Origin of the sequence: Ameyamaea chiangmaiensis (assembly GCF_013376175.1) — a bacterium.
GTDB lineage: Bacteria > Pseudomonadota > Alphaproteobacteria > Acetobacterales > Acetobacteraceae > Ameyamaea > Ameyamaea chiangmaiensis.
This window is the reverse complement of record NZ_JABXXR010000036.1, coordinates 1-20,697: the sequence shown is the minus strand read 5'-3', so window position 1 is coordinate 20,697 and position 20,697 is coordinate 1. Positions and strand designations below refer to the sequence as shown.

Here is a 20,697-nt window from a genome sequence, read left to right as displayed (position 1 = left end):
CGCGCCGTGGCCGGCCCGTGAATGACCAGCGGCGGCGGCATGCCGCGCAGCCGGGCGCGCGCCACCGCCAGGGGAAGGGAGAGCAACTCGCCATCATCGGTCAGCAGCGAACAGGTGCCGTGCAAGGCGATCAGGGCGGGCGCGTCATGCGGGGACATCGGAGCGGCCATCGATCCGACCGACCATACGGTGTTCGGAGGGCCTTGTCGCCCTGCATCGCATGGCGGGCGAACGCGTCGGTGCATGCGCGTGCGCGCTTGACCACGCGCCGCGCACTTCCTAGCTTCCGCCGATCATGGCACAGTCTCCGAACCCCGCACCCCGTATGCCCCCCAAGGCGTGGCCCTTCGACGAGGCCGCGAAAGTGGCTGCCCGGGTGGACAAACGCGCGGCGGTGGATGGTGACGCGGTGCGCCCGGCCCTGCTGGAGACGGGCTATGGCCCGTCCGGCCTGCCGCATATCGGCACGTTCGGCGAGGTCGCGCGCACGTCATGGGTGCGACAGGCCTATGAACTGATGACCGGGCGCCCGACGCGGCTTCTGGCATTTTCCGATGACATGGACGCTCTGCGCAAGGTGCCCGACAACGTGCCGAACCGCGAGATGCTGACCCGGCATCTGGGGCTGCCGCTGACGCGCGTCCCTGATCCGTTCGAGACGTTCGAGTCGTTCGCGGCGCACAACAACGCGCGTCTGCGCTCGTTTCTCGATTCCTTCGGATTCGATTACGAATTCGCCTCCAGCACCGAGTATTACGCGTCGGGCCGCTTCGACGCCGCGCTGCGGCGTGTGCTGGAAGTGCATGACGAGATCGTCGCAACCATCGCGCCCACGCTGGGGCCGGATCGCCGCGCGACCTATTCGCCGGTTCTGCCGATCCATCCGCGCACCGGGCAGGTGATGCAGGTCAGGATGGACGCGATCGACCCCGACGCGGGCACCGTCCGATGGACTGACGCTGAGGGCGAGGTGTTTGAGACCTCCGTCTTCGGTGGCGCGGCCAAGATGCAGTGGAAGGCGGACTGGGCGATGCGCTGGTATGCGCTCGACGTCGATTTCGAGATGTCGGGCAAGGATCTGATCGACAGCGTGAAGCTGTCGAGCAAGATCTGCCGCATTCTGGGCAAGGAGCCGCCGGAGGGCCTGACCTACGAACTGTTCCTCGACGAGCAGGGGCAAAAGATTTCAAAATCCAAGGGCAATGGCATCTCCGTCGAGGAGTGGCTGCGTTACGCGCCGCCCGAGAGCCTTGCGCAATACATGTTCAACGCGCCGCAGCGCGCCAAGCGCCTGTATTTCGACGTCATTCCCAAGGCCGTGGACGAATACCTTGCCAATGCCGAAAAGGCGGCGGCGCCCGATATCACGCCCGAGTGGCTGCGCGCCAACCCGGCCTTTTTCATTCACGGCGGCAAGGTTCCGGCGGACGCCGGCAGCCCGTTGTCGTTTGCGATGCTGCTCAACCTCGCCTCGGTCGCCAATGCCGAGACGCCGGACGTGCTGTGGGGCTTCATCCGGCGCTACGACCCGTCGGCGACGCCCGAGAACGCGCCGCTGCTGGCCCGGCTGGTTGCGTATGCGGTGGTTTATTACGCCGATTTCGTCCGTCCCGCGAAGTCGTATCGCGCCCCCGACGCGCACGAGCGCGCGGCCCTGGTCGACCTGGCGGATGCCCTGCGGCAGCTCGAGGGCGAGCCGACGCCCGATGCGCTGCAAAATCTGGTGTTCGAGATCGGCAAGCGTCATGGCTTCGAGCCGCTGCGTGCGTGGTTCGGCTGCCTGTATGAGGTTCTTCTGGGCCAGAAGGAGGGCCCGCGGTTCGGGATCTTCATCGCGCTGTATGGTGTAAGCGAGACCATCGCGCTGATTGACGCCGCCGTGCTGCGGGTCTCCGGCGGATAGGCGCAGGTCGGTTGATCGACGCAGTGACCCTGTCATGACGTCATCATCCCCCGAACCGCGCGTGGTGCCGTCCGAGCGCGACCAGTGGTGGCGCGGCTATCTGCGCCATCTACCCCATCTGCTGGGCGTGGTGCTGATGCTGGCCGCCATCGGCGTGATGCAGCACGAAGTCCGCACCCTGCACTTTGCCGATATCCGCCAGGCGATCGCCGCGATGCCGGTGCGATCGCTGCTGGCGGGCGTCGGCTGCACGGTTCTGTCGTATTTCATTTTGTCGTTCTACGACCGGCTGGCGGTCATCCATGTGGGTGAGCGCGTGTCGTTCCGGCGCACCGCCTTCGCCGCCTTCTGTTCCTACGTGCTGTCGCACAACCTTGGGTTTTCGGCGATTTCCGGTGCTGCCGTTCGGTTCCGGCTGTATCGCAACTGGGGTGTGTCGTCGGTCGTGGTCGCTCAGATCATCGCGTTCTGCTCGACCACCTATCTGCTCGGGGCCGCCGCGCTGATCGGCGGGATCCTGCTGCTCGAACCCGGCGCGGTGCCCATGCTGGGTCCGCACGTGCCGCTTTGGGGGCTGCGGCTGATCGGGTGTGGGCTGTGGATCGGTCTGGCGGCCTATGTCGTGCTGTCAGTCCGGGTGCGGATGGTCAAGCTGTTCGGGCATGTGATCGAACTGCCGCGCACGGGGATGGCCATCGCGCAGACTGCCGTCGCGTCGCTGGAACTGGCGGCGACGGCAGCCATCGCCTACGTGCTGTTGCCCGCGGACGTGTCGCTGGGTTTTGGCGCGTTCATCGCGATCTATCTTGCGTCCTACACGGCCGGTCTGGTGGCCAGCGTGCCGGGGGGCCTGGGCGTGTTCGACGGCGCGATGATGCTGGCACTCGGGTATTATATGGCGCCGGCGCAGATCATCGGCGTGATCTTGATCTTCCGGCTGTTTTACTACATCGCCCCGCTGATTCTGGCGGGCCTGATGTTCGCGGGGCACGAGCTGTTCCTGCGCGGCGATGCGGCTCTCGCGCGCCGTGCCGCCGGGGAGAAGGCGCCAGAGCGGGGGCCGCGTAAAGCACGGCCGAGCCAGGTGATTCGCGAGAGCGAGGCCGATTTTTCCGTCGTCGTGGCCACGGCCGGGGTCAGCGCCAGCGGCCTGATGTTGCTGGCGATCGCGATTCTGGCGCCGATGGACGATGCGCAGGGCGCGCACGGCCTGCGGTGGCTGGAGAGCGTGACGGGCGATTACCTCCTCTCGCTGGTCGGCATGGCGCTAATCGGGCTGGCCCTTGGCCTCGCGCAGCGCGTGACACTGGCATGGAAGGCGACGCTGGGTCTTCTGGGGCTGGCGTGTCTGGTGACGCTGCTGCGTGGGACGATGCTGGTCGTGCCGGGGCTGCTGGCGCTGGTCGCGTTTCTGATCGCACCGTTCCGCAGCTGCTATTATCGCCGCGCGCGCCTGCTGAGCGAGCCTCTGGCCCCGGCGACGCTGACCGCGCTGTTCCTGCTGCTGGGGTCGGTCACGGTACTGGTCGTGCTGGGTCCACACCCCGACGAGGACTCGACCTGGTGGCAACTGGTGCTGTTCTCGCCGGGGCCGATCCGCTGGGCGATCGTGCTGTCGGTGCTCCTGGGACTGGTGACCATCGCGCGCCTTCTGCAACGCGGCGAACTGCTTGTGTGGCCGTGGAACGAGGAGGCCCATGCGCTCTATCGGGGCCTCGATCACGCGCTGGAGGACTTTGGCGCGCGTCGGCCGAACGGTCTGATCGTGGGGGATGCGTCCGCCGCCGCGCTGCCGTTCTGCCGCACCGAGCGCTATTTGATCGGGCTTGGCGATCCGGCCGGCGCCGAAGTGGCCTGTGCGTCGGCCATCTGGAAGCTGCGCGATCTGGCCGCGCAGGAAGGACGGGGTCTGGCGTTCTGGCGCGTCGGCAAGACCTTGCTGCGCGCGTATGAGGATATGGGGCTGACCGCGTGGCCCATGTCGGGCAAGGTGGAGCAGTTCGTATGTTGCGCGGCGGAGGACTATTCCCGCCTGCGGGACGTGATGGTGCGCGAGTCGCGAAAATCCGCCGAAGTGGCGGCGCGGCGGGGATTGGCAGGGTCCGCGCGCCGCGATAGAGAAGGTCACGGTCCGGGCCCGGCTCCGTAACGGACCCAAACTGAGGTCTCCGCGTGCCGTTGACACCGTCTGTCCATCATATCGTGCCCGATCTGGGACTGCGGAGCCTCTCCGGCGCGTTCCTGCTGGCCTTCCCGGCGCTGTTTTCGATCGTCAACCCCATCGGTGCCGCGTTGATTTTCGCGCAGGCCACGTCCGACCGCACGCGCGCGGAGTGTCTGGCGCTGGCACGCGCGGTTGCGTTCTATTCGTTCCTGCTGCTGGTAGTGTCGATCTGGATGGGTGGCGCGGTGCTGGCCTTCTTCGGCATCACGATCGATGCGCTGCGCGTCGCGGGCGGTCTGGTGGTGGCGGTCCGTGCCTGGAACCTGTTGCAGGCCCCCGAGGCGGTCGAGGCACGCAAGGAGGAGCAGGCGTTGCAGGGCGGCCGCACCGCCGCCGCCGAAAGCTGGCGCGACATGGCTTTCTTCCCGCTGGCCATGCCGTTCACCGTCGGACCCGGCAGCATGTCCGTCGCCATCGCGCTGAGTTCGGAGCGCCCGGCGCACGAGTCGATGATGGCGTTTTTCTTCGGCCTGACGCTTGCCTCTGCTGGCATGGCGATCGTGATTTGGGTGGCCTACAGCTATGCCGAGCGGCTTGTGTCCCTGCTGGGACGCACTGGCGCGCGTATCGTCAGTCGGCTTGCGGCCTTGATCCTGCTGTGTATCGGCGTGCAGATTCTGGCCGGCGGGATCGAGGGGATCGTGATCTCCACGGTCCATAACGCCGGGTTCTAGCCGAGGGCGTCAGCCTCGGGCGCGTTCGATGATGGCGCGGACATGTGCGCGCAGGGCCGGGATGACCTCGGCGCGGAACCGTGGCGTGCGGGCCTCCCACGCGCCCGTGCGCCAGGACGGATGCGGCAGCGGAAAGTATCGTGGCAGATACGCGCGAAAATCCAGAGCGCGTTCGCCTACCGGCCCCGGACCCAGGACATGGGCCTGCGAATACGCCCCCACCAGCAGCGTGAGCTCGATTGACGGCATGAGGGCAAGCACGCGCGCGCGCCAGAGCGGCGCGCAGTTCGGCCGGGGTGGGCAGTCGCCGCCTTTGGGCAGGCGTCCGGGATAGCACAGCCCCATCGGCATGATCGCCACCAGCCGCGTGTCCCAGAACGTCGCCTCGTCAATCCCCATCCAGTCCCGCAGTCGTATGCCCGAGGCGTCGTCGAACGACCGGCCGCTGAGATGGGCCTTCGTGCCGGGGGCCTGACTGGCGATCAGAATACGCGAGTCGGCGGCAGCATGAACAAGCGGTCTGGGACCGAGCGGCAGGTCGGCGCACGCCCTGCAGCCCCGCACTTCGCCCAGCAGATCGGACAGAGTCGGTGCACAGGGCGGGGCGGCACCATCAGGCGACATGCTGTGCCTCCATGAGCGCACGCACAAGGCGCGGCACCAGAGTTCCGGCCGCTCCCAGCCGTGTCTCGTCGAACCGCGTACTGATCTCTGAAGGCGCGATGTTGATGTCGAGCGTCTGCGCATCGCCGACCAGATCGACAAAAGCCGCCGCCGGATAGACCTGCCCCGACGTGCCGATCGCCACGAACAGGTCGCACGTCGTCAGGGCCGCCGTGATGGCCTCCATATGAAGCGGGATTTCACCGAAAAAGACGATGTCCGGGCGCAATGCGGGTCGTCCGCACGACGGGCACGGAGTGGCGGGTGTGGTGTCGCCCGTCGTCTCATGCCGTGCCTCACACGCCGTGCAGCGCATGCTGTTCAGGCGCCCGTGCATGTGGATGACGTCGGTGGAGCCGGCCCGCTCGTGCAGATCGTCCACGTTCTGGGTGATGATGGTGACGGTTCCTGCCCATGTCCCTGCGCGGGAGGCGGCCTGAAGCTCGGCAAGGGCCTGGTGCGCCGCGTTGGGAGCGACGTCGCGCAGTTGCGCGCGCCGGAGGTTGTAGAAACGGTGGACCAGGGCAGGATCGCGGGCCAGCGCTTCAGGTGTGCAGACGTCCTCGATGCGGTGATGGGCCCAGAGTCCGTTGGCATCGCGAAAGGTCTCGAGACCGGATTCCTGGCTGATACCGGCGCCGGTCAGCACAACGATGCGCTTCACGCGTTCAGGCCTCCGAGTGGTGACGGGCGTCCGACGCAGATGGTGACGCGGGTCGCCCGTGGCAAGTCCAACCCACATCCGGCCGCAACGGGCCGGGGGCCGGCGGCTACAAAAAAAACCGCCGCACCCGGGGGTGCGGCGGTCCTTTCAGGCCAAAGCGAGAGCGAGGGAGTTACTGCGCTTCGTCGTGACCAGCATGCGTCTGCGGCGAGAACGTCCAGCCGTAGCCATAAGGCTGCGGATGCATGATTGACCAGCCGCTGCCCGATGCCGTCCAGCCGGAGGCCGAGCTTCCGGTGTCCGAACCCCGCTGTTTGGCGACGTCGGCAGCCGAGACGTTCGCCGGTGCACGGTTGCCCCAGCTTGTCCGGATCATATTGACCACGTCCGCGACCTGCTGGTCGGACAGCATGTGGGAGTAGCCCGGCATGGCGACCGACGACGGGGCATAGTTGGTTGCCGGCAGCACCCCACCATGCAGGACGACGTTGATCAGCGAGCTCGGATTGTCGGTCACGACCACCGGGTTGCCGGCCAGGGGCGGGAACATACGGGGGACGCCGCCGCCGTCGTTCCGGTGGCAGATGGCGCACTGCTGGACGTAGACGACGCTGCCGGCGTCACCGCCCTGGTTGGCGGAGGCAAGCTTCTGCTCGGTCGACGCGTCATAGGTGTAGTCGCCACGTGCCGGCGGAACCGGAGGCAGGCTCTTGAGATACTTCGCGATGGCGTGAAGGTCGCTGTCGGTGAAGTACTGCGTGCTCCAGGCCACCACATCGGTCATGGCGCCGAAGACCGCCGAGTGATCGATACGGCCGCTCTTGAGGAACGTGTAGATGTCGTCCTCGCTCCAGCGACCCAGACCCATGACCGGATCATTGCGCAGGCTCGGCGCGACCCAGTTGTCGATCGGCGCGCCACCGGAGAGGTACACCGCACCGCCGCTAGCATCGAGCGCTTTTTCCTGCATGCCGAAGCCGCGCGGCGTATGGCACGCGCCGCAATGGCCCGCGCCGGTCACCAGATACTCGCCGCGCGCGGTCTCGGCATCGACGCCTGGCGCCGGTGTGAAGGGCTTGGGCGACGGCGCGAACGCCATGCGCCAGATCGCCAGCGGCCAGCGCATGGACATCGGCCAGGGGATCTGCACGGCCTTGTTGGCCTGTGCGACGGGCGTCACGCCGTGCTCGAAATACGCGTAAAGTGCTGCGACATCGTCGTCCGACATCCGCGCAAAGGCCGGATAGGGCATCGCGGGATACAGCGTGCTGCCGTCCTTGCGAATGCCATGGCGGATGGCCTCTCCGAACTCGGCAAGCGTATAGGTTCCGATGCCGTAGGTCGGATCAGGCGTGATGTTGGTGGAATAGATCGCCCCGACGGGAGTCTTGATCTCGAGACCACCGGCGTAGACCTTGCCGTGCAGGGCGGTGTGACAGGCCGCGCAGTCGGCAAGGCGGGCGACATATTCACCCTTCTTGACCAGATCGGCGTCTGCAGCCTGGGCGTGAACCTTGTCGGTTCCGACAAACAGACCCGTTGCGGCAAACACCCCCAGGACAAGTCTGCGATAGGCGGGTTTGAAAGACTGTTTCATGACATTCACCAAGGAAGCGCGTGAAGGGCGAAGGGAGCGATGGTGAGGCCCAAGGGCCTCACTGCTGGATCCCCAGGGACGCGGCATCGGGTGTGCCGTTGGCGTTCTTGCGAGCGTCGACCTCGCGCTGATAGGTCTCCTGTGCACGCTTGATGATGAACTGACGCACTTCCTCGATCTCGGTCGGGTTCATGGAGGCGTCGAAACGGTCCATGCCGAACGCGGTCAGGGCGCCACGGCCGACGACATTATAGAACCCTTCCTTGTGACGGATCGCGCCGGACCAGCGCAGGTCGGGCAGAACGCCACCCGACTCGGCGTTGTCGCCATGGCAGGCCGCGCAATAGGTCTGGAAGTTGAAGTAGCCCTTCTGCGCGTCGGCCGACTTGTCGCCCTCGGGCGGCTGAACCGGCAGGAAGCCCTTGTCGTTGGACGGCGGCAGCTTGGCGTCGCCGTCGAGCGAGAAGGCGATCACGCGGGAGTGGTTGACCGTCCAGCCCGAAGTACGAGCGATGCCGCCAAGGAAGAACGGATAGATGCCGCCCCAGCCGACCTCGACTGCGACATACTGCTTGCCATTGACCGAGTAGACCACCGGCGGTGCGATGATCGCGCTCTGCGCGTCGAAATGGTACAGGTCCTTGCCGTTCGTGGCGTCGTAGGCGTGGAACTCGCCGTTGGCCAGGCCCTGGAACAGGACGTTGCCGCCGGTGGCCACGATGCCGCCGTTCCACGGGCCCTTGTGGTCGACGCGGAAGACCTCTTTCTGGTTCACCGGATCCCAGGCCAGCAGATAGCCCTTCAGGTCCTTGATGAACGCGGCCTTGGCTTCCGGCGTATCCGGCAGGCCGACCTTGTTCATGTCGAGCCCGAGGTTCCACGAATCCGGGTGCGGTTTGAAGCCGCCCTGCTGGCTCTTGTACAGGAACGGGACCTGCTGGGCCGGGATATAGACCAGGTTGGTCTTCGGGCTGTAGGCCATCGCGGCGAAGTTGTGGCCGCCCAGATCGCCCGGGATGCCGTACCATTCCTTGCCGTTAAGCGTATACATCGCGTCCGGGTTGTAGATCGGACGGCCGGTCTTCGGATCCAGGCCGCTTGCCCAGTTCACGTAGACATAGTTCTTGCCGGACAGGAATTCGCCCGTCTTGGCGTCGATGATGTAGAAGAAGCCGTTCTTGGGGGCATGCACGATCACGTGGCGCGTCTGGCCGTTGATCGGCAGGTCGACGGTCATGATCTGCTGGACCGAGGTATAATCCCACTGGTCCATCGGCGTTTCCTGGAAGTGCCAGACATACTCGCCGGTCTCGGGCTTGATCGCCACGATGGAGCCGACGAACAGGTTGTCACCCACGCCATTCGAACGGTACTTGTAGTTCCACGGCGACGGGTTGCCGACGCCCAGATAGACCAGATCCGTCACCGGATCGTAGACGATCGAGTCCCACACCGTGCCGCCGCCGCCCTGGCGGGTCCAGGCGCCGGTCGGGCTCCATGTCTGGTAGGCCTTGCTCATCAGGATCGAGTCCGAGGCCGCGTGGTCGGGCTTGTTCTCGGGGTTCGGCACCGTGAAGAAGCGCCAGTCGAGCTTGCCGGTCTCCGCGTCGAAGGCCGACACGAAGCCGCGTGCGCCGAACTCCGCGCCGCCGTTGCCGATGATCACCCGGCCCTTGGCGATGCGCGGCGCACCATCAACCGTATAGGACCGCTGCTTGCCCAGCGACGCGTCCTTAGGGATCGTGTTCACGCTCCAGACCAGTTTGCCGGTCTTGGCATCGAGGGCGATCAGACGACCGTCGAACGTGCCGAAATAGACCTTGCCATTCCAGTACGCCGCGCCACGGTTGACCGTATCGCAGCAGCCGCGGTCCGCCACATTGCCGGGAACCTTCGGGTCATAAGCCCACAGGAGCTTGCCAGTCGCGGCGTCCAGCGCCTTCATTTTCGACCAGTTCGTCGTGGCATACATGACGCCATCGACGATCAGGGGGGTGCCTTCCTGCCCGCGGTTCGTGTCCAGGTCATAGTACCAGGCCAGCTTCAGGTTGCCGGCGTTGGAGGTATTGATCTGGTCGAGCGGGCTGTAGCGCTGCTCGGAATAGGTCCGACCGTAGGTCAGCCAGTTTTCGGGATGATCATCAGCATGGATGATGGCTTCGCCGGTCGCGCCCTGATCGTCCCGCGCCTGGGCGGGGGACAAGGGGGACAGGAAAAGGGCGGCGCAGATGGTGCCGGCCGTAAGCACGGCACGGCGCGCACGCGCCTTTCCAAACAGTGGAGAGGTCATGGCGTAGTCCTTGGACGGGTAGAAGAGAAGGAAGCCCGCATGGCCCGTGCGTGCCCGCTGCTCAGCATGCGCGTCGGTCGGGACGGCGTCAGACGACGACGGTCGAGAGCGCGGGGGAGAACATGCAGCATCATCACGGCGACACAGATCCGTCGGTTTTGAGGGCACGACAGCAGAAGGGGCCGGGGCTCCATCTGGCCGGACCATTGCCCGTAACCCGGAAGGCGTCGCCTGACGTTTCTGTGTGGTTTATGAACACAAATTAATGTCCGTGCGTCGGTCGTCGTTTGAATCGGGTGTGGAACGGACCGATCTGCTAAAAATCGTTTATTTTCAATAGAATGATGGTATTCGATGAGGGCTGTCCAGGCATGCGGTTGTATTTTATCTATAATTCAGCATGGATTATATGCTTTTTAAGCATAAATAGGCGACCTTGTTCGGCCAGCAGGACACCCCTCAAAACGGCGGAATTTCAGCAGTAGAGAGACGACTCGCCCGACTCATGGCCGAACGGCGGGTCAAGCCCCTCAACCTCCGCATGGGGCCTGGATATGTCGAGCGGGTAATGTGCCAGTGCCTCATAAGCGGGCCCTGTTCGACCACTGTGACTGCGGAACAGGGTGACACGAGAGACCTCGAACGGATCGAAGCGGGACAGGCTGAACATGTGCAGCCAGTGCGCGGCGCCGTCCGTGTCGCCCACAGGCAGGAGGCCGAGCGACACATGCGGTGCGAACCGTCGTTTCGCGCAGGTCACGCCCTCGCGGCGGACCAGCGACTCGACCCGGCCCTGCAGGGCCATGAGCGCGTCCGAACGCTCGGCCCCGAGCCAGAGCCGACTGCCGCCCGACGGAGTCGGCGCGACGCCCGCGCCCGCCAGACGAAGGGAGAAGTCGCGTCCGCGCAGGCGCGTCAGGGCGAGATCGAGATCGTCCTGACGATGGCGTTCGCGCATGTCCCCGATGAACTGAAGGGTAAGGTGGTAGCTTTCGGGGGGATACCACAGCGCATGCTCGACACTGCCTCTGAGCGCTGCGAGCGCCTGACGCAGCGGGGGCGGGAGGTCGAGTCCGATGAAAAGGCGCATCAGCGGGATCCGTCAGGCTGTGATGAAGCGGTTTGTCGGTAACGGGCGTACTACGGGCGACGGTCTCCAGTGGGTGACATTTATATAATGTGTCCGGCCCCGGTTCGGCGTGGCTTATCGCTTGACCACACGGGGTGCGACGCCACATTGATACCGTAGCGTTTGCCCGGTTTTCTGGACAAGGACCAAGGTGTTATGGCTTTCAGCCCCGATTTCCGTTCCAACGCCCGTACGGGCTCGATGGGCTATGCAGGCTCACTCGATGCCGGGCTGCGGGCCTATATGCTGCGTGTCTACAACTGGATGGCGTCCGGGCTGGCCCTGACGGGGATCATCGCTCTGCTGGTGGCCAACACGTCGCTGCAGGAGGTGTTCTTTCATCGCTTCGCGACAGGGATGGGGGTTGCGGTTCGTCCCACGCTGCTGGGCATGGTGGCGATCTTCGCGCCGCTGGCGTTTGTGCTGGTCATGTCCTTTGGCGTGAACCGCCTGTCACGGCAGGCCGTTCAAAGCCTGTTCTGGGCGTTCTGCTGCGCCATGGGCGTCAGCATGGCCAACATCTTCATGATCTATACCGGCACGTCGATCGCGCGGGTGTTCTTCATTGCCGCGGGCATGTTCGCGGGGATGTCTCTGTGGGGATACACGACCCAGCGCAGCCTCGTCGGCTTCGGTTCGTTCCTGATGATGGGCCTGATCGGGCTGGTCATCGCCGGGGTGGTGAACATCTTCCTGCGCAGCACGGGCCTGGCGTTCCTCGCCAGCATCGTGGGCGTGTTCGTGTTCACGGGCCTCGCCGCATTCGATACGCAACGCATCAAGCTGACCTATCAGCAGTTCGCCTATTACGAAGGCCCGGAGGGGGCGGCCAAGCGCAGCGTTTACGATGCCCTGGCGCTCTATCTGAATTTCATCAATCTGTTTCAGTTCCTCCTCTCCTTCATGGGCGTTCGGAACAACAGCGAGAATTGAACCTGTCCACAGGTTTGCAAGGAGATCCCGCCCTTCCGGCGGGATTTTTTTTGTCCGTGACGCAGGGATGTTTGCGGTAAAAATAAGACTTATCGCGTTTTTGAACAGATGTTTCGACCGCGCCGCATCACCTTATTCGTGCCCTAACGTACTGAAAAGCAGACGATTTCAAGATCACGAAATCGAGATTGACATAAATGGAAATAGTATGTGATGGGTTGCCTGTCATCCGGTTCAGGTCGAATAACGACCAACGACAGAATGTTGTGAAAGGAAAGTTGCACCCGTATGGCGCCTCCCTCTGACAGAATGCTGTGATCCACATCAAAAAAAAGATAGCAGCCTTGTTGATATGGATCGTAGTGCCAATGCCGAGGTGCGCTTAGACTGCGCGTACGGGAGCCCTTTTTCGTACGTGGGGACATCGAGTGCCGCACACTGTGCGCGTGACGGACGCGGGACGGCCAGATGCCGGCCCGCGGTCGGCGCAGGCCAACGAGGGTGAGCGACGCTTGGGTCAGAACCATTGAGGCGTGAGATGAAGAGAACTATCTTGCCAAAACTATCGAGCCTGCTCTGTATGGGCTCAACCCTGCTGCTGGCAGGGTGCGACTGGGATTTGATGGATCCCAAGGGAACCATCGGGCTTCAGGAAAAGTCGCTCATCATTACCTCGACCATCGCGATGTTGCTGGTCGTGGTTCCGGTCTGCATCATGACCCTGGTTTTCGCGTGGCAGTATCGCGCGGGCAACCGGACGTCAGAGTATCTGCCGAAGTGGTCGCATTCGAACAAGATCGAAGTGGCCGTCTGGACCATTCCCAGCATCATCATCCTGTTCCTGGGCGTGATCACCTACCAGACCTGCCATTCGCTCGACCCCTACAAGCCTCTTCCGGAAGGCGCCTCGGCTAAGCCGCTGAACGTCGAAGTCGTCGCACTCGACTGGAAGTGGCTGTTCATCTACCCCGACCAGGGGATCGCGACGGTCAACCAGCTCGCGATGCCGGTGAACACCCCGGTAAACTTCAACATCACCTCTGACTCGGTAATGAACTCCTTCTTCATCCCGCGCCTCGGGTCGATGATCTACGCGATGGCGGGCATGCAGACCCAGCTCCATCTCTCGGCGACGGAAGCCGGCGATTATCTGGGTGAATCCGCGAACTTCAGTGGTCGCGGCTTTTCGGACATGAAGTTCCATGCGCTTGCCATGAGCGACACGGATTTCAATGCGTGGGTCGAGAAGGTCAAGGCGTCGTCCGAGCAGCTGGACAATGCCGACTATTCGAAGCTGGCCGCGCCGAGCGAAGCCAACCCGGTCGAATATTTCTCGCACGTCGAACCCGGCCTCTTCAACGGGATCGTTGCCAAGTACAACAACGGCATGATCATGGATAAGTCCACGGGGAAGATGATGCATATGCAGTCCGCCATGTCCGACATGCAGATGAAGGAATAAGGGACAATGTTAGGAAAACTCTCCTTCGCGGCCATTCCCTATGATGTGCCGATTCTGGTCGGCACGTTCCTGGGCGTGGCGGTGGCTGGGCTCGCCGTCCTTGGTCTGGTGACCTATTACGGCAAGTGGGGCTATCTCTGGCGTGAATGGCTGACCTCGGTCGACCACAAGCGTCTTGGCGTCATGTATATCGTGCTTGCGCTCGTCATGCTGTTCCGCGGCTTCGCGGACGCGATCATGATGCGCAGCCAGCTGGCGCTGGCCTATGCCGGGAACCCCGGCTATCTGCCGCCGCATCACTACGACCAGATCTTCTCCGCCCATGGCACGATCATGATTTTCTTCATGGCCATGGCGTTCATGACCGGTCTGTTCAACATCGTGGTGCCGCTTCAGATCGGCGCGCGCGACGTTGCCTTCCCGTTCCTGAACTCGCTGAGCTTCTGGATGACGACGATCAGCGCGGTCCTGATCAACGTCTCGCTGTTCATCGGTGAATTCTCGCAGTGCGGCTGGCTTGCCTATCCCCCGCTGTCGGAATCGCAGTTCAGCCCCGGCGTCGGCGTCGATTACTATATCTGGGCGGTTCAGCTGTCCGGTGTCGGCACGCTGCTGACGGGCGTGAACTTCTTCACGACCATCGTGAAGATGCGTGCACCCGGCATGACGTTCATGAAGATGCCGATCTTCACCTGGACGGCCCTGACGGCGTCTGTGCTGATCATGGTGTCCTTCCCGGTTCTGACGGTGGCGCTGGGCCTGCTTGGTCTTGACCGTTACCTGGGCATGCACTTCTTCACCAATGACGGTGGCGGCAACCAGATGCTCTACCTGAGCCTGATCTGGGCCTGGGGTCATCCGGAAGTCTACATTCTCATCCTGCCGGCCTTCGGCGTGTTCTCCGAAGTCACCTCGACGTTCAGCCGCAAGCCGCTGTTCGGCTACAACACCATGGTCTATGCGACCTGCGCCATCATGGTGCTATCGTTCCTGGTGTGGCTGCATCACTTCTTCACCATGGGCGCGGGTGCCGACGTCAATGCCTTCTTCGGCATCATGACGATGATCATCTCGATCCCGACGGGCGTGAAGATCTTCAACTGGCTGTTCACCATGTATAAGGGGCGCGTTGAATTTCACGCCACGATGTACTGGACGATCGGCTTCATCATCACCTTCAGCATCGGCGGCATGACCGGCGTCATGATGGCGATCCCCGCCGCTGACTTCGTCCTGCACAACAGCCTGTTCCTCATCGCCCACTTCCACAACGTCATCATCGGCGGCGTGTATTTCGGCTATGTCGCGGGCATGAATTTCTGGTTCCCAAAGGTGTTCGGCTTCAAGCTGAACGAGGCCTGGGGCAAGCGCGCCTTCTGGTTCTGGCTGGTCGGCTTCTACTTCGCATTCGTGCCGCTGTATGTGCTCGGCTTCGAGGGCATGACGCGTCGCCTGAACCACTACGACAATCCCGCCTGGCATCCGTGGCTGCTGATCGCCTTCGGCGGTGCGCTGCTGATCGCCTGTGGTATCGTCTGCCAGCTGATGCAGATCTATGTCTCGATCCGTGATCGTGCGCTGCCGGAGAATGTGGATGTCACCGGCGATCCGTGGGATGCCCGCACGCTGGAGTGGTCGACCTCGTCCCCGCCGCCGTTCTACAACTTCGCGGTTGTGCCGCATGTCCATGACCTCGATGCGTTCGCGCACGACAAGGAGATGGGCGTCGACACCCGCGCGGCTGGCAGCACCTACGAGCAGATCCACATGCCGAAGAACACGGCGGCCGGTTTCTTCGTGGGCGTCTTCAGCCTCGTGCTGGGCTTCGCGGCGATCTGGTACATCTGGTGGCTCGCGGCGATCGGCCTGCTGGGTGTGATCGTGACCGTCATCATGCGCAGCGCTGACAACGACGTGGACTACTATGTCCCGGCGTCGGAAGTGGCTCGTATCGAGAACGAGCACACGCGCAAAATCATGGCACAGGCAGCAGAATAATGGCTGAGAATATCATGGCGCACGGGGCGGACCACGCCCACGACGAGCACCACCACGAACTGCCGACGATCTTCGGCTTCTGGCTCTACCTGATGACGGACTGCATCGTCTTCGGGACCCTGTTCTGCGTGTTCGCGGTGATGCGCAACCAGTTCGCTGGTGGCCCCACGGGCAAGGAACTGTTCGATCTGCAGGGTGTCGGTCTGGAGACCGCCATCCTGCTGCTCAGCTCGATCACGTATGGCTTTGGCATGATCTCGGCCCACAAGGGCAAGTCGGGTCCGCTGCTGGGCTGGTTCGCGATCACCTTCCTGCTGGGCCTGTCGTTCCTTGGTCTGGAAATCCGCGAATTCAGCCACATGATCGCGGAGGGCAACGGCCCCGATCGCAGCGCGTTCCTGTCAGCGTTCTTCACGCTGGTCGGCACGCACGGTCTGCACGTGACGTTCGGTCTGATCTGGATGGCCGTGCTGATGGTCCAGAGCGCCGGCAAGACGGTGTTTTCGGAGCGTCTGCTGAACAAGCTGACCATGCTCAGCCTGTTCTGGCACTTTCTGGACATCGTCTGGATCTGCGTCTTCACCTTTGTCTATCTGATGAGTGTGATCTGATGGCACATGCGCATACCAACGCCTCGGGCGAGAGCCATGGGAGCTATGGCTCCTATCTTATCGGCTTCGTTCTCGCGGTGATCCTGACGGTGGCGTCGTTCGCCATCGTCATGTCCCACAGCCTGTCCCCCAGCGGCACGCTGCTCTCGATCGCGGCTCTGGCCGCGATCCAGGTCGTCGTGCATCTGATTTTCTTCCTGCACATGAACGCGTCGTCGGAGCAGCGGTGGAATGTGATGGCATTTGCCTTCACCGTGATGTTCGTCGGGATTCTGGTCCTCGGCTCGCTGTTCATCATGCACTACACCGCCATCAACATGATGTCGCGCTAAGCGCGGGATTCTGTTCTGGTGGAAAAGGGTCGTCCCTCGGGGCGGCCCTTTTTTATTGGCACGAGGGGTGGTGGGCAGTACCGCGCTCTTCGAGCCGAAAGGCCCGGTCACGCTCTTCCGGCGTAAGCGTTCGGATACGACACGCTTGACGTGATATATTTCCTCGAGACGACAACCTGCGCGGCGTAGGAAAGGATTTATCGGTGAAAATATTGTGTTTTATTGTTCTTGTTGTTGGTCTTTCGTCTGCGCATGCGCAGGAACCTTCGGCGAATACCTATCCGAGCTGTAATCTTGCCGAGCAACGCTCTTTGGCCGGGGACCTCAGCGGAACGATCAGAGACCCGGGGCAAGCCCATATTTCCATACGTGCCAATATTTTGCAGGCGGATATCAGCACCGCACGTAAGGCACGCCGAGTGAGCCAACCTACTGCGGATCAGCTATGGAAAGATGTGCAACGGGTCCGTGCGGACGCAGATGTTTTCACGCGGAAACAAGGTTTCCTGAGCGCAGCGGAACGGGCCACCTATGATCGTGAGCTCGATACTGTCGCCGCACGGATCTGCCCATGAAATACGCGATCTTGCAGTGAGTTGGGGCCAGACACGCACAACGTCTGCAAAGCACATGCAGATCAGTTCTGCCCGGTTGGTTTGAGCGGCAGTAAATCCGCGAGTTGTGCGGCATGATGCCCGGAAATCATACTTTCGAGGGTGCCGCGCAGCCATGTGAACGGTTCGATGCCGTTGAGTTTCGCGGTTTCGACGAGGGAGGCGACGACCGCCCACCGGGTCGGCGCCGCCCTCACTGCCGGCGAACAGGGCATTTTTACGACCCAATGCGATGGGGCAAATGGCGCGCTCGACAGGATTGGTATCGACGTCGATCCGTCCATCGTCGAGAAACCGGATCAGATCGTGCCACCGGTTCAGTGCGTAGCGCATGGCCTCGGCCAGACGTCTTCGGGCTGGCAAGAGTCCATGGTGATGGCTTAACCAGAAATGCAGCGCCTTCACCAGTGGCCTGGCCCGATCCTGACGAACGGCTTTGCGTGCAGGCGGCGGCTGCCCACGGATTTCCGCTTCGATCGCATAAAGCGCGGCGACGCGGGACAGTGCCTCGGTTGCCAGGGGAGAGCCTGTCTTGTGCAGATCGTAGAATTTGTGCCGCATATGAGACCAGCATGCGGCGAGTCTGACTGTCGGATCTGCGCCGTCCCGCAGTGCTTCGAAGCCTGCATAGCCGTCAACCTGCATGATACCCTGATACCCTGATACCCTGATACCCTGATACCCTGATACCCTTTGAGATGCGTCGCGGGGTGGGTCCCGCGCCGATCTCCTTCATAGCGGAATGCAACGGCAGAAGCGGTCATGCTGCCATAGGCACGATCGTCGCGCGTATAGGCCCAGAACCGCCCCGTCTTCGCTCGACCACCACCCGGATCGAGCACAGGGAGCGGAGTGTCATCCGCGAACAGACGCTCGCCCTGGAGGATATGATCCATCAGCCTGTCGCGCAGCGGTTCAAGCCACCAGCAGGCGGCACCAACCCATCCCGCGAGGGTCGAGCGTGAAACGTTTACCCCATGTCGAGCCAGGATTCCACTTTGGCGATACAGGGGCAGATGGTCGCAATACCGGCTGATCAGCACATGGGCGACGAGACCTGGGGTCGCCAGGCAGCCATCCGCGAGACGCTCGGGCGCGGCGGCCTGATGCAGGGTTCCACAAGCCCGACAGGCACGTTTGGGACGCAGGATCTGCCAGACCCGGAGCGAGGCCGGCGTCCAGTCCAGCATCTCGCTGACCGTCGTGCCAGCATCGTGCAGCGGGCCGCCGCACCGGGGGGCAGGCCTCTACCTCCGTCTGGATGATCACGCACTCACGGGGGAGATGTTCGGGCAACGGGCGGCGCTGCCCGCACTCCGCGGTCGTCGTCCCCGTCATGCTGGCGACGGAGGATCTCTGGCGTATGGACAGGCGCGCCAGGTCCGCTTCCAGATCCTCCAGCCCCAGTTCGAACTGCGCGGGTGACATCTGTTCGGAACGCCGCCCGAAGCGGGCCCGCTGAAAGTCGCGGATGATCTGCCTGAGACGACCGATCTCGATCTCACTGTCCTGCAGGACGCACGCCATGCCTCGGACCAGTTTTTGCAGCAGGCCCGGGTCCGTCGGCAAATTGTCGAGCGCGATCTTCATACCGGAAAGACTACGAAATCCCCGGATGTCGGTACAAGCAAAAGGTCCTCAACCCGCCAGCATTATCCGACGTGACGGAGCCGGCGCACGCCACTCCAGCCCTTCCAGGAGCATGGAAAGTTGTGCGGACGTCAGACAGACGCTGGCAGGACCTCCCGTGACCGGGCGGGTGACAGGCCAAGAGAAAACCCCCTGATCAAGGCGCTTCTGATACAGGCAGATGCCATTGCCATCGTGATACAGGATTTTCACCAGACCGGCCTTGCGGCCGCGAAAGACGAAGACGTGGCCGCCAAAGGGATCAGCCTGCAGGACCTCCTGGATCATCAGGGCGAGGGAGTCCATCCCCTTGCGCAGGTCCGTATAGCCGAGCGCCACATGGGTCCTCACATTGGGCGGCAAACTCATCACGCTCCGGCCTCCAACGCGTTGGCCAGACGTACGGCGTCGTGGAGATCGACACCTGCGGTGAAACGCAGCACCCGGCCATTGCGCAAGACAATCTCCAATGTGCGGGTGTCAACCGGGTCTGCCGGTGGCGACGTGACGGCAGGCGCGGGGTCGCGAACCTCCACGCTGGCGAATGCAGGCGTCCCGCCCAACGGATCATCGCGACGTTCCGCGATCTGCGTCGAAAATCGATGGTACCGTCGATAGAGCGCACTCGGGGCGAGACTGTTCATCTTTGCATAGCGGTCCAGCGACATCCCCGATTGCAGGGCATCCTGAAGAAGCGCCAGCCTGCCTTCATCGGTCCAGCTTCTCCGCAGCCGCCCGTCAATCGGTTCTCCCCAGGACCGAACTGCCAGGGGAGAAGGCTCGAGGGTCAGAAGTCCCATTCCTCGCTCCAGCTACGCCCGGCAGAACGAAGTGCAGTTTCCGGGCCCAATGCCGAAGCGCCTTGGCGCTATATCCCCGCTGCTCATAAAATGCCTTCTGACCCAGGCCGCTCTCGGCATATTCCGTCAGCCGTGTGCGCCACATGGCATCACGATCCATAACCCATCCTCACCGCCCATTCAGAGTCGGCAATGAAGGCACAAATCGGAAACATCCGCAGCGTGTCAGATCCGGACGCTTACCTTCCGGCGCACAGGCACGAAAAAAGCCGAAGCGGTCACCCGCTTCGGCTTTTTGTCGCAACGGCGCAGGCGCGCCTCAGTCCTTGTGAGGTTCGGAGGACAGAAGCTCGCGCTTGTTGGGCTTGTCTTTCCAGTCCTCGGCGTCGGCTGGGGCCGTGCCCTTGCGGGTGATGTTGGGCCACAGGGCGGCATATTTGGCGTTCAGTTCGGCCCAGGACGCGGCGCTGTCGTCGCTGTCCGGCACGATTGCCTCGGCCGGGCACTCCGGCTCGCACACGCCGCAATCGATGCATTCGTCGGGATTGATGACAAGGAAGTTCTCGCCCGCGTAAAAGCAGTCGACGGGGCACACTTCCACGCAGTCCATGAATTTGCAGCGGACGCAGTTCTCGGTGACCACATAGGTCATGATCATCTCCGATTGTGATGATGGGGCGAGACGACGCCGCCCGAAACTTTAAACGCCGCACATATGCGGGGCTTTTGGCATGGTTGCAACCCGATACAGGCGATTGCCGTACCGCTATGGCTCTTCGATCACACGATAGAGGGTCGCGGCTTCTGTGGCGCTTCCCCGGCGCGGGGCGATCGCGCGGACCTCCAGCACGCGGACCTGGCGGCGGTCCGCCGAGGGCAGCGTCACCACGTCCCCGGCGCGGACGCGCATGTGCGCCTTTTCCACGCGCTGACGATTGAGGCGCACATGGCCGCTCTCGGCGATGGCGGCGCATAATGCGCGGGTCCGCGCGACCCGTGCATGCCACAGCCACAGGTCGATGCGCTGTTCACCTGCGTCTCCGTCCGATGAGCCGTCGCCGCCGGGAGTGCCGCGACGGCTCATTTCGCGGTGGCCTTGAGGGAGGCCAGCACCGCGAACGGGCCGTCCGGCGAGCGCGATCGCACAGGTGCCGACCGGCGTGCGGCGGCGGCT

19 protein-coding genes and 1 pseudogene are annotated in these 20,697 nt (G+C 63.2%); 9 read left to right on the top strand and 11 right to left on the bottom strand.

Features of this window, described 5'->3' with window-relative positions:
• Positions 1–295 precede the first annotated feature (295 nt).
• Genes HUK82_RS07025 through HUK82_RS07015 form a run of 3 tightly spaced genes read left to right on the top strand, consistent with a single transcriptional unit; the run spans position 296 to position 4,801 of the window.
• Positions 296–1,903: a lysine--tRNA ligase gene (locus HUK82_RS07025; RefSeq protein WP_176613283.1), complete on the top strand. Its 1,608-nt coding sequence runs from the start codon at positions 296–298 to the stop codon at positions 1,901–1,903.
• 34 nt (positions 1,904–1,937) lie between these two features.
• Positions 1,938–4,052: a lysylphosphatidylglycerol synthase domain-containing protein gene (locus HUK82_RS07020; protein WP_176613282.1), complete on the top strand. Its 2,115-nt coding sequence runs from the start codon at positions 1,938–1,940 to the stop codon at positions 4,050–4,052.
• A 29-nt stretch (positions 4,053–4,081) separates the two neighbouring features.
• Positions 4,082–4,801 carry a MarC family protein gene (locus HUK82_RS07015; protein ID WP_176613285.1) on the top strand — a complete coding sequence of 240 codons (720 nt, stop codon included), beginning with the start codon at positions 4,082–4,084 and terminating at the stop codon, positions 4,799–4,801.
• 9 nt (positions 4,802–4,810) lie between these two features.
• On the opposite strand, the gene HUK82_RS07010 is transcribed toward HUK82_RS07015, so the two are convergent.
• The 5 genes from HUK82_RS07010 to thpR all read right to left on the bottom strand — a co-directional run bounded on the left by HUK82_RS07010 (position 4,811) and on the right by thpR (position 11,105).
• Complete coding sequence (locus HUK82_RS07010) at positions 4,811–5,425, bottom strand: uracil-DNA glycosylase family protein (RefSeq protein ID WP_176613281.1); 615 nt, start codon at positions 5,423–5,425, stop codon at positions 4,811–4,813.
• The gene (locus HUK82_RS07005) at positions 5,415–6,128 is read right to left on the bottom strand and encodes an NAD-dependent deacylase (RefSeq protein ID WP_212647850.1); all 714 of its coding nucleotides are present in this window, start codon (positions 6,126–6,128) and stop codon (positions 5,415–5,417) included. The genes HUK82_RS07010 and HUK82_RS07005 overlap by 11 nt, the downstream gene beginning before the upstream one ends.
• Positions 6,129–6,300: 172 nt before the next feature.
• On the bottom strand, positions 6,301–7,725 hold the full coding sequence (locus HUK82_RS07000) for a c-type cytochrome (RefSeq protein WP_176613279.1): 1,425 nt from the start codon (positions 7,723–7,725) through the stop codon (positions 6,301–6,303).
• Positions 7,726–7,783: 58 nt separating this feature from the next.
• Positions 7,784–10,015: a PQQ-dependent dehydrogenase, methanol/ethanol family gene (locus tag HUK82_RS06995; protein WP_176613278.1), complete on the bottom strand. Its 2,232-nt coding sequence runs from the start codon at positions 10,013–10,015 to the stop codon at positions 7,784–7,786.
• 475 nt (positions 10,016–10,490) lie between these two features.
• Positions 10,491–11,105: an RNA 2',3'-cyclic phosphodiesterase gene (gene thpR / locus HUK82_RS06990; protein ID WP_176613277.1), complete on the bottom strand. Its 615-nt coding sequence runs from the start codon at positions 11,103–11,105 to the stop codon at positions 10,491–10,493.
• Between the two features lie 195 nt (positions 11,106–11,300).
• Here thpR and HUK82_RS06985 point away from each other — a divergent pair, with 195 nt between their 5' ends.
• The 6 genes from HUK82_RS06985 (at position 11,301) to HUK82_RS06960 (ending at position 17,055) form a co-directional block, all read left to right on the top strand.
• Entirely contained in the window at positions 11,301–12,077 is a 777-nt protein-coding gene (locus HUK82_RS06985) for a Bax inhibitor-1/YccA family protein (RefSeq protein ID WP_176613276.1), read from the top strand.
• Between the two features lie 538 nt (positions 12,078–12,615).
• Entirely contained in the window at positions 12,616–13,539 is a 924-nt protein-coding gene (gene cyoA / locus HUK82_RS06980) for a ubiquinol oxidase subunit II (RefSeq protein WP_176613275.1), read from the top strand.
• A gap of 6 nt (positions 13,540–13,545) precedes the next feature.
• Positions 13,546–15,537 (top strand): cytochrome o ubiquinol oxidase subunit I, encoded by a 1,992-nt coding sequence (cyoB, locus tag HUK82_RS06975; RefSeq protein WP_176613274.1) that lies wholly within the window; start codon positions 13,546–13,548, stop codon positions 15,535–15,537.
• A complete protein-coding gene (cyoC, locus tag HUK82_RS06970; protein WP_176613273.1) occupies positions 15,537–16,148 on the top strand; it encodes a cytochrome o ubiquinol oxidase subunit III in 612 nt (203 codons plus the stop codon). Before cyoB ends, cyoC begins: the two co-directional genes overlap by 1 nt.
• Positions 16,148–16,480: a cytochrome o ubiquinol oxidase subunit IV gene (cyoD, locus tag HUK82_RS06965; protein ID WP_176613272.1), complete on the top strand. Its 333-nt coding sequence runs from the start codon at positions 16,148–16,150 to the stop codon at positions 16,478–16,480. The genes cyoC and cyoD overlap by 1 nt, the downstream gene beginning before the upstream one ends.
• 203 nt (positions 16,481–16,683) lie before the next feature.
• Complete coding sequence (locus HUK82_RS06960; RefSeq protein WP_176613271.1) at positions 16,684–17,055, top strand: hypothetical protein; 372 nt, start codon at positions 16,684–16,686, stop codon at positions 17,053–17,055.
• A 62-nt stretch (positions 17,056–17,117) separates the two neighbouring features.
• On the opposite strand, the pseudogene tnpC reads toward HUK82_RS06960, so the two are convergent.
• The 6 genes and pseudogenes from tnpC to HUK82_RS06935 form a co-directional block, all read right to left on the bottom strand.
• A pseudogene (gene tnpC, locus HUK82_RS06955) lies at positions 17,118–18,684 on the bottom strand (IS66 family transposase).
• A 48-nt stretch (positions 18,685–18,732) separates the two neighbouring features.
• The gene (gene tnpB, locus HUK82_RS06950) at positions 18,733–19,092 is read right to left on the bottom strand and encodes an IS66 family insertion sequence element accessory protein TnpB (protein ID WP_218061532.1); all 360 of its coding nucleotides are present in this window, start codon (positions 19,090–19,092) and stop codon (positions 18,733–18,735) included.
• Positions 19,092–19,523 carry a hypothetical protein gene (locus tag HUK82_RS06945; RefSeq protein ID WP_246495135.1) on the bottom strand — a complete coding sequence of 144 codons (432 nt, stop codon included), beginning with the start codon at positions 19,521–19,523 and terminating at the stop codon, positions 19,092–19,094. Before HUK82_RS06945 ends, tnpB begins: the two co-directional genes overlap by 1 nt.
• Positions 19,462–19,668 (bottom strand): IS66 family insertion sequence element accessory protein TnpA, encoded by a 207-nt coding sequence (gene tnpA, locus HUK82_RS17695; protein WP_394367486.1) that lies wholly within the window; start codon positions 19,666–19,668, stop codon positions 19,462–19,464. The genes HUK82_RS06945 and tnpA overlap by 62 nt, the downstream gene beginning before the upstream one ends.
• Positions 19,669–19,842: 174 nt before the next feature.
• Entirely contained in the window at positions 19,843–20,175 is a 333-nt protein-coding gene (gene fdxA / locus HUK82_RS06940; protein WP_176613269.1) for a ferredoxin FdxA, read from the bottom strand.
• 114 nt (positions 20,176–20,289) lie between these two features.
• Positions 20,290–20,607 carry an RNA-binding S4 domain-containing protein gene (locus HUK82_RS06935; RefSeq protein ID WP_176613268.1) on the bottom strand — a complete coding sequence of 106 codons (318 nt, stop codon included), beginning with the start codon at positions 20,605–20,607 and terminating at the stop codon, positions 20,290–20,292.
• Positions 20,608–20,697: the final 90 nt, after the last annotated feature.

Excerpts from the sequence above, each read along its gene's own strand:
- HUK82_RS07025 (WP_176613283.1), top strand. The coding sequence starts at position 296 with ATGGCACAGTCTCCGAACCCCGCACCCCGTATGCCCCCCAAGGCGTGG.
- HUK82_RS07020 (WP_176613282.1), top strand. The coding sequence starts at position 1,938 with ATGACGTCATCATCCCCCGAACCGCGCGTGGTGCCGTCCGAGCGCGAC.
- HUK82_RS07010 (WP_176613281.1), bottom strand. The coding sequence starts at position 5,425 with ATGTCGCCTGATGGTGCCGCCCCGCCCTGTGCACCGACTCTGTCCGAT.
- HUK82_RS07000 (WP_176613279.1), bottom strand. The coding sequence starts at position 7,725 with ATGAAACAGTCTTTCAAACCCGCCTATCGCAGACTTGTCCTGGGGGTG.
- HUK82_RS06995 (WP_176613278.1), bottom strand. The coding sequence starts at position 10,015 with ATGACCTCTCCACTGTTTGGAAAGGCGCGTGCGCGCCGTGCCGTGCTT.
- thpR (WP_176613277.1), bottom strand. The coding sequence starts at position 11,105 with ATGCGCCTTTTCATCGGACTCGACCTCCCGCCCCCGCTGCGTCAGGCG.
- HUK82_RS06985 (WP_176613276.1), top strand. The coding sequence starts at position 11,301 with ATGGCTTTCAGCCCCGATTTCCGTTCCAACGCCCGTACGGGCTCGATG.
- cyoA (WP_176613275.1), top strand. The coding sequence starts at position 12,616 with ATGAAGAGAACTATCTTGCCAAAACTATCGAGCCTGCTCTGTATGGGC.
- cyoB (WP_176613274.1), top strand. The coding sequence starts at position 13,546 with ATGTTAGGAAAACTCTCCTTCGCGGCCATTCCCTATGATGTGCCGATT.
- cyoC (WP_176613273.1), top strand. The coding sequence starts at position 15,537 with ATGGCTGAGAATATCATGGCGCACGGGGCGGACCACGCCCACGACGAG.
- cyoD (WP_176613272.1), top strand. The coding sequence starts at position 16,148 with ATGGCACATGCGCATACCAACGCCTCGGGCGAGAGCCATGGGAGCTAT.
- tnpB (WP_218061532.1), bottom strand. The coding sequence starts at position 19,092 with ATGAGTTTGCCGCCCAATGTGAGGACCCATGTGGCGCTCGGCTATACG.
- HUK82_RS06945 (WP_246495135.1), bottom strand. The coding sequence starts at position 19,523 with ATGGGACTTCTGACCCTCGAGCCTTCTCCCCTGGCAGTTCGGTCCTGG.
- tnpA (WP_394367486.1), bottom strand. The coding sequence starts at position 19,668 with ATGTGGCGCACACGGCTGACGGAATATGCCGAGAGCGGCCTGGGTCAG.
- fdxA (WP_176613269.1), bottom strand. The coding sequence starts at position 20,175 with ATGACCTATGTGGTCACCGAGAACTGCGTCCGCTGCAAATTCATGGAC.
- HUK82_RS06935 (WP_176613268.1), bottom strand. The coding sequence starts at position 20,607 with ATGAGCCGTCGCGGCACTCCCGGCGGCGACGGCTCATCGGACGGAGAC.